Annotated in this window: 9 protein-coding genes; 8 read left to right on the plus strand and 1 reads right to left on the minus strand. The window is 39.8% G+C overall.

Going from position 1 to position 12,809, the window contains the following annotated elements; translation table 11 throughout:
- The first annotated feature begins 334 nt into the window (after positions 1 to 334).
- From B4K11_RS07230 to B4K11_RS07265, 8 genes are all read left to right on the plus strand, one after another.
- Positions 335 to 1,000 (plus strand): SDR family oxidoreductase, encoded by a 666-nt coding sequence (locus tag B4K11_RS07230; protein WP_292949408.1) that lies wholly within the window; start codon positions 335 to 337, stop codon positions 998 to 1,000.
- Between the two features lie 334 nt (positions 1,001 to 1,334).
- Positions 1,335 to 1,808, plus strand: a complete 474-nt coding sequence (locus tag B4K11_RS07235; RefSeq protein WP_292949411.1) for a hypothetical protein — start codon at positions 1,335 to 1,337, stop codon at positions 1,806 to 1,808.
- A 676-nt stretch (positions 1,809 to 2,484) separates the two neighbouring features.
- A complete protein-coding gene (locus B4K11_RS07240) occupies positions 2,485 to 4,107 on the plus strand; it encodes a DUF4145 domain-containing protein (RefSeq protein WP_292949413.1) in 1,623 nt (540 codons plus the stop codon).
- Positions 4,108 to 4,191: 84 nt separating this feature from the next.
- Complete coding sequence (locus B4K11_RS07245) at positions 4,192 to 5,217, plus strand: hypothetical protein (RefSeq protein WP_292949416.1); 1,026 nt, start codon at positions 4,192 to 4,194, stop codon at positions 5,215 to 5,217.
- Positions 5,218 to 5,759: 542 nt separating this feature from the next.
- Positions 5,760 to 9,044, plus strand: coding sequence for an SNF2-related protein (locus B4K11_RS07250; protein WP_292949419.1), 3,285 nt, complete (start codon positions 5,760 to 5,762; stop codon positions 9,042 to 9,044).
- Positions 9,045 to 9,070: 26 nt separating this feature from the next.
- Positions 9,071 to 10,819 (plus strand): hypothetical protein, encoded by a 1,749-nt coding sequence (locus B4K11_RS07255; protein WP_292949422.1) that lies wholly within the window; start codon positions 9,071 to 9,073, stop codon positions 10,817 to 10,819.
- 252 nt (positions 10,820 to 11,071) lie between these two features.
- Entirely contained in the window at positions 11,072 to 11,707 is a 636-nt protein-coding gene (locus B4K11_RS07260) for a Cthe_2314 family HEPN domain-containing protein (protein ID WP_292949425.1), read from the plus strand.
- Between the two features lie 369 nt (positions 11,708 to 12,076).
- A complete protein-coding gene (locus tag B4K11_RS07265; RefSeq protein WP_292949428.1) occupies positions 12,077 to 12,499 on the plus strand; it encodes a hypothetical protein in 423 nt (140 codons plus the stop codon).
- Positions 12,500 to 12,612: 113 nt separating this feature from the next.
- On the opposite strand, the gene B4K11_RS07270 is transcribed toward B4K11_RS07265, so the two are convergent.
- A partial coding sequence (locus B4K11_RS07270) for a DUF6957 family protein (RefSeq protein WP_292949431.1) occupies positions 12,613 to 12,809 on the minus strand: 197 nt, incomplete at its 5' end.

Here is a 12,809-nt window from a genome sequence, read left to right on the forward strand (position 1 = left end):
GGCTATGAAAGCGTTTAGAGTTAAGTGATTTTGAGTTTTTGGGGTATGAAGAGCTGAAACTGATTAGCAATTCAGTTGTATAGATTTCTCAGTGATAAACTTAACAATCAGCGCTGTATTTAGTCGTCATCCATAACTCCAACAGTACGCTCGATGTTGCTTATCACATTGCATAGAGAAGATCCTTCTTCCTTTTTATATTATATATTTATTTATTGAAAAAAATATCTGTCAATTAGTACTGAATTACATGGAGGTATATTGGGCATAGATCGTTTTGCATTATTATGGGAGGCTTCTATCTAATAAAGATCAATTGAATTGGGTACGCACGATGTCACGAACAGTTGTTATTACCGGTGCCAATAGAGGCATTGGACTTTCTTTTACTCGCTTATATCAAGAGCAGGGTTGCAGCGTATTCGCTGTTTGCCGAAAGGCTTCGTCAGAGCTAATCAATCTTGGTGTGAATGTTATTGATGATGTTGATGTGACAAGTCCGCAAGGATTAAAACGACTTGTCAGTGAACTCAAAGATACGAAGATTGATCTACTTATTAATAATGCAGGTATTTTGAGAAATGAAGTATTAGGTGAGATTGACGAATCAACGATCCTGCAACAATTTCAAACAAACGCACTAGCACCTGTATTAGTAACAGAAGCGCTAATGTCTAGTCTGGCTAAAGGAGCGAAGGTTGCACTTATCACTAGTCGCATGGGCTCGGTTACTGATAATACGAGCGGTGGTCGATATGGGTATCGAATGTCAAAAGCGGCATTAAACATTGCAGGTGTATCCTTAGCGCATGACATGAAACCGTTAAGCATTTCTGTGGCTATTCTGCACCCAGGTCTAGTGGGTACTGATATGATAGGCGGAACAGGTGATATAACTCCCGATGAGGCAGCGGAACGGCTCTCGCATAGGATAGAACAGCTTAACCTTTCAAACTCTGGAACGTTTTGGCATTCCAATGGTGAAGTTTTGCCTTGGTGAGATATGCCATTATTAATGCGAATAAATTTTTAGGTAGTTTTTCTCTTTTTAGTATTTTGACTAGTTTATCAATATTGAAAAGCCGCTCGTCTGCTTGTAATTTCACGACCTTCACTCGCTTACCGCCTGAAAAAGAAGAGGGCGGAGTAAACTAAAAAACCTAGCTATTCAATGTGACTTTATGACATCTAGAGTGTTGAATTATCATCTATCATACGCAAATAAAGACTTCATAAAGATAGCGTAAGCCATTAATAAATGGAGGAAATTACATTCCATAACATTAAGTATATTCATTATTTGAAACTGACACCATTTGAGTTGGTTTCTAATAATGAACCAATTACTATTCCTGCCAGAATTGTATTTCGTGGTTTATACCTTACCAATATGTGAACTTCTGATCGTACTTATATGCACGTTTAATAGTTTAGACCTTCTGTATTCACTTCATTATGATCCACTCTTAATCCAAATTAAGTATCGTCGTATATTACAGTCACATCTACAATTGAGTGACAGTCACAAATTGGGTGTAGCAATGAAAGATTTAAAAGATAAGTCTATTCCATCAAATAATGCTGGTATGAAGCCTGCTAAGCGAGGACGTAAGCCGCTATTCTCAGATTCAATGACACCAGCTCAGCGTAAAGCAAAGCAACGTAGAGAACAGGATGCTTTTATACTGGAGAATGATGCGTGTCTTTGGACAGAATCAGATTGTTTACGCGTACTTAACACTAAGAAGTTTAGCTCTATGGTTCGTTTTGCCTGGGATCGTTATGGTGAAATTAAAGGGTTTAAGTGACTGTCACGAAAATAGGCTTTTTTTAACAAACAGTTTTCCGGCCAGCAGTGACGCCTACGCGGATGATTTGCTGTTACGTTGACTCTATTGAAAAACAGATCATCGATAAATGAACCCAGAAGAATGAATTGAAGATGTAACTGATAGCTGAAGTAATTGCAGGCTCCAGTAATCGACTGGCAGAAAAAGCAACGTACCAAGGCTAAGAACAAAAACCTGATTTAAAAACCCTTAGACGAGCTTCCAGAAGCCTACGATGATGGCCAGTGGCCTAGGCATGTTCAGAAGTGTTTATGCACGTTTACGAGAAATACCCAGGTCAGGGTCAAAGCGTCTACGTCCATTAATCGCCAATAAGTCAAAAGAGCAGCGTGCGCTACTGTAGCTTCCAGCGAAACTTGAAGCTGAAGCCTTCCGGTTTATACGGGACGTAGGAAGACCCTCCAGATTAACGTTTTGAAAGAATCCGGTGTAAGTTGAGGTTTAGCGCATTTTCTCCAGACAAAGCTGAAGCTATCTACTTGTTTTTAAAAAATTAATTTGAATTTATATTGATAATAGCCTGTTTTGTCAATCGAGTCACTTTATCTAATTGATTGCACTAGTGATGGAGGATATAGTGCTATAAACCTATCAGAGGGAATCTGATAGGGTGATTTGTTTCAAGGAATAACGCATGATTCAACGGACTGATTCGGAGTTAGTGAAATTATTCAACGAAGATCTACTCCCTACTTACCAAAGCGCAAAGCAGCTATTAGTATTAGCCCCAAAATCTGCTCTTGCAGATATAAGAATATTGATAGAAAAAATTGTTTCTAAATTAGTAGATGATTATCAGATTGTCCCAAAACCAGATGGGCTTCATGACTCCATTGAGCAGCTATACCAAATCCATGCAATTAACCCCGATGTAAAGGGTTTACTTCATCAGATTCGTATTTTGGCAAATAGAGCTGTTCACCTAGACCCGAACGCTCAAACCCTAGATCAGGATTATGGCCCCGCCTCTGAAGAGGCTATACATAAATTTTGCCGACTAATATGCATGCTTCGTATGTCATTGTATGGCTTGCGTGATAATGAGTTTTTCTTTGAACCTGATAATTCCGCAGAAACAATGCTGCTGTCATACAACGCTGTCTTTGAAAATGACCCGAAGGCTCGCGCTCAATTAAAGAAAATACTAAGGGGAATTCTTGAGAAAAGAGGGTCATACACATTAAATAAGAAGATTCAGGAAACCCTTTACTACTCTGTATTGGCTGTTTCAGCTGCTGAAGACTACGATACGGATTCATTGACTGAATATGCTCAGTCAATGATCTACGGTTTGCCGTTTAACTATGGTAATAAACCTGAGTCGTCGGACTGCCAGTTTGACTACTTTACAGAATTGGCTAGCCGAGCACCAAACTGCTACGGGTTGAAGGCGCTACTCGGGCGAGCCATCTTAATTGATAGTAGATGGGGTTACCCAGTAGAGAAATGGAAGCAATTTCTTGCTTTTAATTATCTCGACGAAGCTTGTGAGTACGGTGAACCGGTAGCTCAATCTTCACTTGCAATAATTTATGCCGATGGTTTCTATAGAGGGAAGGATGTAGATAAAGCAAACAACTTACTCCTTTCAGCTTCTCAGCAGTCTGACCCTACAGCTTATATGCAACTTGGCCATATTCATAAACAAGCAGGTGACATAAAAGAGTCCAATTCCTTTTTCGAACAGGCCCTTTCTTTGGGGGTGCATGAAGCCCATTTAGCTTTGGCACGTAACTATTTCGCAAATGGAAATTTAAAAGGTGCTGAAAAACATTACAGCTCTTATTTTGAAAAGCCCTCACATATAGAAAATAAAGACGAACTCATTAAGGCTAAATATGAATACTGTGCATTACTAATTGACCAAGGGTGCGAGAACTCGATTTTAAGTGGCTTGAGGTATCTGGTGCATACATTTCAGATTGATATCTTTTATGGGGATTCGGATACGGAGCTGAAGGCGAGATGTCAACGATTATCAAAGGAGGGACTTAAGAAAGTAAGACGAACAGTCACACAAGAGATGATTATTGAAGACCCTATTTTTTTCTACAGCTTCTCAAAAGACGGAAAAATAAAGTCACTGGAACAGGTGAATCATATCATTACTGTTATGGGCGAAAATAGAGTCATTGAAGATGTATATGACTTTGGCTTCCCTAAAAAAAATCAACCTAAAACACCGTCCAAACAACGCCGGAACGATAAATGCGCATGCGGTTCCAACCAAAAATACAAACATTGCTGCGGTTCTTGATATTGTGTAATTGTCTATAAATTCTGCCTTGAAAGGCCATAAGAACAGCTAGGAATGCTGGTTTAAATTCAAAGGGATATAAAATTGGAACGAGTTTTTTGTATTGCTGCTGGTCAGATAACCACGAAGAAAAGTAACCATGTAATTCATCGCAGAAACCAATACCTAAACTACGGGCTTCTCTCCCTTGCTTCTGCGCTAAAGAGGAGTGGTATCGATGCCATTCAGTTCCAAGGTAATTTCGATACCCCAACAACAACATTAGATACGGCTCTTGAAAGCGGAATACTTGAAAGCACTTATCCAGTACTAATCTCTATTCCAAGTTTCTATGCTATCAGTTGGGTAAATGAGTTCATTTCCCTTCTAAAAGAAGCCTCACCCAGCATAAAAGTAATTATTGGTGGCCGTTGGGTAATAGATGGACAATTTGAGCACATGAGGGGTCTAGTCCCACTTGCGGATGAGATCGTACACGGTACTGCTGAACACTTAATTAGAGGAATTGTTGAACAGGATAAAAAAACAAAATCATTAAGCTTTGTATCAAGCTCTAATTCTTTAGATTACACACTCCTGCACCAGAGGGAATTATATCAACCCAGTATCGAAATCTCGCGAGGGTGCGGTATGGGCTGCTCATTTTGCCAAGAAAAATCAGAGCCACTTTCCAGTCTTAAACATCCTAATGATATTTTGGAAGAAGCTTCGTCTTCACAGCTTATTGATGACCATCAGCCAATGAACTTCTACCTAGAAGCATCAATGTTTGTTCCTAATCGTAACTGGGTAGGAATGTTTACTTCATCTATCAACACTATTGCTGTTCCAAATTTCCATTGGAGAACTGAGGCGCGTGTAGATAGTTTGTATCCCAGCTTTTTGGAACCTTTATATCGATGCGGTTTAAGAGTCATCGACTTAGGACTTGAAAGCGCTGATTACGCGCAGTTGATTAGAATGAGCAAAACGAAAGACCCAGTTCGTTATTTACGTAAAGCATCAGCACTCGTAAAGAGGCGTACAGGCTCGGAATCAAAGTTAAAATTAACATTTTGCTTTTCGCGGGAGAAACAATTAGTTCAATCAACACAACTAAAGAATGGTTAGAAAAACACTCAAAATACATTACAGGCCTTTCCGTCGGGCCCGTCATTGTATTCGGCTGGTCTCATAGGGTTACAGGTTATCTGTCAGACCTTTCAGCTTTTGGTGCAAAACCTCTCACCCCAAAGGTACACGGGGTTACTAATCTTAATCTGAGTAAGGAGATTGATTACGAGGCTTCACTCGAACTATCAACTGAAATAGCGCAATCATTTACAACAGCGCGAAATTACTTTTATCTCAAATCCTTCTCATATTATTCCAGAGAATACAGTTATGATGAGTTTCTTTGTGATTGCCAGTCTGTAGCCACGCCTCTTAGTTTTTCGATGGAAGAAGTACCTAATTCTGAAGCTTGCGAGATACATAAAAACTTATCTTCTGTTTCGCGAATAGCTCAATGATCTCCCTCTGTTTGAAAGCTTTGAATTGCCTTTTAGTAAATCCGTTCCAGTCTTCTGCAAATACTAGGGTTGGACATTAGGGGCTAGCGGGGATAATCTGTTCTGAACGATCAAGATAGATAGAAACCATGGAATGGTGGTATGGCAGATCAGATCCCTCTGTATTTTAAAGATGAATTCTCACCTGATACTGAGAATCGCAGCAACCCCCCCGAAGGGTCTTTTCCAGAAATTACTCGCATCCCCCATAATTATGGCCGCAATACTGTCGATTCTGTTCTGAAAATCGACCTTCAACACGAAAAAGAACCTTTTATTGTTACGGGCTATACATCGCTGCTTCGAGTGGTAAGGCTTATTGCTGGTTTAAAGGAGGATCAGGATTTACGTCTTCTAATTGGAAACGAGCCGTTTCCGATCACCAATGCCCCCATGTCTCTTGCCCTTGTGACATTCCCCGAAGAGGTTCAAAAATACTGGCTTAACAAGCGAATATCTCTTCTTCAGTATCCTGATGTCTTTGTCGCACTAGAAAAGATGCGTTTAGGTCAAGTTGATGCAGCCTATCTAGATATTCCCGGAAGAATGATGCATGCGAAGATGGTAATAACAAGTGAAGTCGCCATGCTCGGTTCTTCTAACTTTTCGAATTCAGGACTCACTCGCAACATTGAAGCCAATGCGCGCTTTAAAAAAGATGAAGAAGAGCAACGCTATACTGAAATCTCCGAATACGCTGAAGCGCTTTTCAGTCTTGCTGATGATTACCGAGGGCACCTCAAAGATCTGCTTGAATCACTGCTGCAAGCATCAAGCTGGAAAGACTGTATTGCCCGAGCTTGTTCAGAACTTTTAGAAGGCCATTGGGCAAAAAAATACACCTCTTATACAACCTTGAGCAATCCTGATTTGGCCCTATGGCCATCACAGCAACAAGGCATTGCACAGGCTCTCTGGATCATAGAAAACCTTGGTAGTGTTTTAGTTGCAGATGCGACGGGCAGCGGCAAGACCCGAATGGGTACGGCTCTACAGCGAGCTGTCTTTGATCGACTTATAAGAACCGGAAATATTCGCGGTGGGGGGATGTCTCTTATCAGCCCTCCCGGCGTAGTGTCAGGCTGGCAGAAAGAGCTTTTAAGCTACGGTTTAAGCCATCAACCGTTATCTCAAGCCGCTCTCAGTTTTGTCGATAAAGAAAGAGCAATAAACAGTTTCGTAGAGCAGTGTATCAAGCAGGGTCAGATTCTAACTGTTGATGAAGCTCACAATTATCTCAATGCCGGTTCTAAACGTGCTCAAGTACTACTACGAAACCTTGCAGATCATGTGATGCTATTCACCGCCACACCAATTAACAGAAGTGCTTCTGATTTACTTTGTTTGGTGAATATTTTAGGTGCAGATAACTTCGACCCGAAAGTCATTCAACAGTTTAATAACTGGCTGCGTCTTGATGTCAAAAAAATGCGTGAGGCGAGAGAAGATCAACTGGAATCTCTAAAGAGTGAGATCGCGAAATTCACTGTTCGCCGGACTAAGAGAGAACTTAATAATCTTGTAGATAAAGACCCTGATTCCTATCTAAACAAACATCAGCAACTATGTAGATATCCCGAACATAAGGCTATTCCATACGATACCGGCGAATCTGATGCGTCTATATCTATTGCGCATAAGATCCGTGAATTAACCAATCAATTGAAAGGTGTGGCTTTCATTACACGTACTATTGATGAAAGTGCATTTTCAACCCCAGATGGTGAGTCATTAGATCCTGAGTCAGTATTCAAGCGCCGTTTGGGTATGGCTAAACGTAGCGCAGCTTATCAAGTTATCTCTCATCTTAGATCTTCTCGTGCCTCAGCTTATGCGCATATCGCGGGATTACAGCAAACTCTAGCCTTCTTTAAGTTTGGTGCAAAGGACAGTACTGGTCATAAGGGAATGATTCCTAAGTTATCTGAGCTTGAAGAAGCACCCGGCGTCGTTTTACCTGAACAATTAATAGGGCAGATTGAAATACCTGACTGGCTTAATGATCAGGTAGCTTTTGAGAGAGCACGAGATAAGGAAATCAATATTTATCAGGACATTCTCTCTGAACTTGAAACGCTTGATGACTCACGTGAACTAGCTAAATTGATGCTCATTAGGGAACTTTTCACAAACCAAGATCAACTCGGTGTTATTGCGTTTGATCGTCATCCATTAACGTTGATCTATCTGCGCCACTTATCCGAGAAGCACCAAATACTTGATGACGTAATTCTTCTACGTGCATCAGGTGATTCAACCAAGACAGAGCGTAAAGAAGTTGATCGGTATTTAAATAACGAGAACCCACTAACTGAGAATGTGCTAGCACTATGTTCAGACGCCATGTCAGAAGGGTATAACTTGCAGAATGCTTCTGCGGTCGTGCATCTGGATATGCCTTCTGTAGTTCGCCTTGTCGAGCAGCGTATAGGCCGTGTCGATCGAATGGATAGTATCCACGATGAAATCCATGTTTATTGGCCTAGAGACCATGAAGCCTTTGCGCTCAGAGCGGATGACCGACTGATTGAACGATTCGAAGCCAACGAGATGCTATTAGGTTCAAACTTCTATTTGCCTGAAGGTATGTCTGATCATTGTGTAAATTATGAAGAGATCATCGAGCAGGCGGAGAAAGAAAGCGTGTCATGGGATGGGATACAAGACGCATTTGATCCTGTCAGGTCACTAATTGGTGATGAATCAGGATTGGTTTCAACCGAGCACTACCAAGAAATGGCTGCTATAGAGGAAACCTGCACACGAATCAGTGCTGTCGCTTCAGATCATGATTGGGGATTCTTTTGTATTTCTGGTACTGAGTTTGGCTCTCCTAAGTGGGTGCTCCTATCCAGTAAGCAAAAAGAACCCATTACAGATCTCTCTCATATTTCGACATTCCTTTCAGGCCAGTTGAACGACGATACAAAAGAGATCGATCTTCATTCTGATAGGTGTTTTGCAGATGTGAAAAGTTACCTTGGCAGACTTCCTGAGATCGAACGAAACCTTCTACCTAGAAGAAAACAAGTCGCTCTGTCTGAGATGGAATTGATATTGGGTAAGTGGGCGCAACATGCAGACGAAGAACAAACTCTATTCTACAAGAAGCTCATGGGGATTCTTTCTCAGAAAATTGAAACCCAAAGGGCGGTTAACTGGTCACTACTAGCCGATAGGTGGCTTGAGCTTATAAGGCCTGTTTGGTACGAGAAGCTAAATTCAGCACGTGGGCGTAAGGCTATATTGTTGTCTGACCTTAGAGATGTATTAATCAGCTCACCACTTCCATTTGAAAGAGTTTATGAGCATTTCGTCGTGATGCCAGATCCTACTACCCACGTTAGTGAAAGAATTGCTGCTTGCATCATCGGAGTAAAAAAATAATAGTTCATGGAAGGATTTGAAATAACATGACCATAAATACACTTAGAATTGAGAATGTTAAAGGTTTCTCTGACAAAGTATTCGAACTCAATATAATCCCCAATAGGCCAAGCCTGCTAGTTGCTCCAAATGGATTTGGGAAGAGTTCACTCGCTGCTGCTTTTCTAAGTCTTCAACAGAATAAACTATCAGTCCCTGAAGATTTTTTTCATAGAAATGATCCTAGTTTGAACTCAAAGATTTCTATAGATTACACAGACTCCGATTCCAACGAGCACCACCTTGAAGCAGACGATACATTAAACACCATAAATGATCACTTTTCGTGGTTTATCATCAACAATCAAATTAAGGCGAAAGGTGTAGGCCGACTCTTTGGTGGAAGGACAGCTGTTAGTGCATCAATAGCCGTAGAACCAGTAGTATTGGTCGAAACAATTCCAGAAAGGGCTGATTTTAGCTATTCCTTTAGAGGGCAAAAGCAAGCCTTTGGCCGTAGCGGAAAGATCCTTCCTAATATAGGCACTAACTTTCGTAATCCATCTTTCACCAAAAAGCTAGCGAGCTATTACGGCTTCTTGGATAGGGTTTCTCAGGCTAGAAATACGGATAAATTGACCCGCATCACTAATGAAATAAATGCGCGACATAATGAATCAGCGACTGCAATCCGTGATTGGTTAAATCAAAACAAGATAGAAGACTTATCAAGTATTGAGCCTCTTCGTGAGATAGCAGCTCTTATAAGTAGTTCAAATTTAGGGTTGAATAATGAGGGAATTGCTTATCTAGCAGCTATACAAATCCATCACGTTTACATGGCTGATAAATCTGGTTTCAAAAAAGCAGTAAAGTACAGTGACTACCTATGTGATAAGAATGATTACAAAGAGATGTTGTCCGCTTTTAATAGCTCTTGGTGCCAAATTATTCCAAAAGAGAAACAGCGAAAGCTGTTGGTAGAATTCCCTAAAACTCACCATGTTTCAAATGGCCAACGAGACGTAATAACATTTGTAGCACTTCTCAATAGAGCCATGAAAAAGTTAAAAGGCCAACGCTCTATACTCATAATAGATGAGGTATTTGATTACTTAGATGACGCTAACCTTGTTGCTGTTCAATATTACATAACCAAATTGATTGACAAATTTAAAGCTGAAGGAAGGATCATTTACCCCTTAATTATGACACACCTTAATCCTTATTATTTTAAGAATTTTGCTTTCAGCAAGCAAAAAACGTATTACTTAGATAAACGGGATATCCTTCCTGATGAAGCAATGATCAAGCTTCTCAGGAAAAGAGATGAACCACTTATCAAAGAAAGCGTTTCCAAATTTTTACTTCACTACCACATTGGCCAGATCAACAAACGTATTGAATTTAGGGGACTTGGGCTTCGCGAAACGTGGGGGGATGCTAATAGGTTTTATGAATTTATCTCTTCCGAAGTTCAAAGATACTTACAGGGTGATGAGCAGTTTGACCCATTAGCTGTTTGCTGTGCAGTAAGAGTCGATGTAGAGAAAAAAACATACCAGCTATTGGTTGATGCGTTGCATAAACAAAAATTTCTAAAGACGTTCAAAACACGAGACAAACTATTATACGCTGAATCGGTTGGGGTCACTGTGCCCGAATATTACTACCTACTCGGAGTGATTTATAACGATGGAATGCACTGGAGAGACAACCAAGATAATATTTCCCCAATAGCCGCTAAACTGGAGAATCACACAATCCGGAAGCTCATCAGTGAAATTTATATTTAGTAATAGTATTTTTCATTGAAAAAATTAGACCTTGCAAATATCAATAAAAGCACTGTTGTTCCATATATTGAATATCTTGCAATATACATTGTAAACAAATTCAATTTTATCAGACTAATACCGCCAAACGAATCCCCGGCGATTGACTAAAGTGTTATGCACTTAAGGAGAAACTTTATCCATTCAGAACACCCTAATATCAAACAACTATTTCCTTTAGTTACTAAATCCCTTACAAAAGCAATGACAGCATTGTCTAATGGTGATAGTAACTATACAGCGTCATCTCTTGAACTATATGCTCAAGATGTGTTTTCAAGAGTCGCGGAAATTGATAATGCTTTTAAAAATATGCGAATTACAATCGAGTATTTACGTAAAACAGCATACAGAGATTCAAGTTATAACTTCTCTGAGCATCACGCTTTTCATATAGAAAACTTTCTACTTAGACTAACAAGCGTGGTAGATCGCTCATACCTTTTAGCTGGGTCAACGATGGGACTTGAAAATAATAAAATAGAGAAAATAGGGGGGAACAGTAAGGTAAGTAAAGAACTATTAAGTTTTTCACCTAAGTCGTACTCCATATTAAAAAACATGGAAAAGGAAATAGATCCCCTTCGAGCACCAAGGAATAAAGTAGCTCATCAATCGGGTTTTTCCAGTAAAAAAATATCTGTTCTACAGACAATTGAAAATGCTGAGCTTGAGTCAATATCAGTGAAACAAATCACCGACTTAATTTCATATGATGAAATAAAAGATGTGGTTATAGATGAGTCTATTGAGCAATATGAAAAAGTATTACTAACAATCGACAACTTGGTAAAAGAGCTTATTGATAGTTTGTCATTTGTATATGTTGATTTGCTAAAAAGCACATAACAAGGTAATTAAACGGGCGCAGCTGTTCGCTCTGCTTTGCTTCGTATAATTACTTATGCGCTTCTTTTGGTGTTATGTACTAACAGGGAAGAGGTAAGTATGGAGCATATTGTACTTAATAAATATGGAAATCCATTTAGCATTGGGATGAAGTTATTATCAATAACCCTGACCATACGATGCATAATGAGATTTGCAAAATCAGAAACTATGATGATCGACTGAGGATTTCAGTCATTTTCGTATGTGGCAATGTATATTCCTGCATACCACAAGATTTAATCCTTAACTAAAAAAATATAGAAAGAGTATATGCAAGGTTGCTGCTATATATCGTAGCATTGTTTGGCATTATTTTTGGAGATTGTCATGCACGAACTAGTAAACAGCACCATTAAATTTCGAAATGCAATAATCGAGTCTCTACAAGCGGGGAAATTACCTGAGACCATGTCTACTTTTCCTAGAGGGTGCTGTGGTGATTCCGCACTACTATTAGGCACTTACTTAACCGATATAGGGTTAGGAGATTTCACCTATGTCGGTGGTGAGCGAGGCTCTGAAGCTGATGGAGACTGGGCTTCACATGCTTGGTTAACTCAAGGTGAGTTAACCATTGATATTACAAAATCTCAATTCTCAGATTGTCCCGATGATATTACGGTCACAGAAAGCTCGGAGTGGCATGATTCTTTTGAGGTTTCTCAAACCTTCACAGCCAACATAAAAGGTAAGTGCGATCAACTTGAGCCATGCTATGAAGCTATCTTAGAAACTATAAAATCAATATAATGGGTTTCAAATGAGCTTTCTAACCATTAGCAAATGGTTATTGATATATTAGGCTTTTCTCAATTCTAGAAAGTTCAGGCCGCATTCGTAATTCACCATACCCCGCTATCTAATTAGCGCAGAGAGAATATGTTTTGGGCTTCGTTTTGAGTGACTTTAACTCTTTCTCCTATGCTTACTAACACGTATGAAGTATTCCTCGTTTCGAAAATACAATTATGGCTGATTTTTTTAAGAAGCGTTGTTCTTACATATCCACCAGCTGGAATAGCTTTTTGGTCATCATGGTGGTAAGACCCCAGTTCTCTAG

Origin of the sequence: Neptuniibacter sp. UBA6509 (assembly GCA_002435145.1) — a bacterium.
Lineage (GTDB): Bacteria > Pseudomonadota > Gammaproteobacteria > Pseudomonadales > Balneatricaceae > Neptuniibacter.

Bases quoted from the DNA above. Each gene is read 5' to 3' on its own strand.
- B4K11_RS07230 (WP_292949408.1), top strand. From the start codon at position 335: ATGTCACGAACAGTTGTTATTACCGGTGCCAATAGAGGCATTGGACTT.
- B4K11_RS07235 (WP_292949411.1), top strand. From the start codon at position 1,335: ATGAACCAATTACTATTCCTGCCAGAATTGTATTTCGTGGTTTATACC.
- B4K11_RS07240 (WP_292949413.1), top strand. From the start codon at position 2,485: ATGATTCAACGGACTGATTCGGAGTTAGTGAAATTATTCAACGAAGAT.
- B4K11_RS07250 (WP_292949419.1), top strand. From the start codon at position 5,760: ATGGCAGATCAGATCCCTCTGTATTTTAAAGATGAATTCTCACCTGAT.
- B4K11_RS07255 (WP_292949422.1), top strand. From the start codon at position 9,071: ATGACCATAAATACACTTAGAATTGAGAATGTTAAAGGTTTCTCTGAC.
- B4K11_RS07265 (WP_292949428.1), top strand. From the start codon at position 12,077: ATGCACGAACTAGTAAACAGCACCATTAAATTTCGAAATGCAATAATC.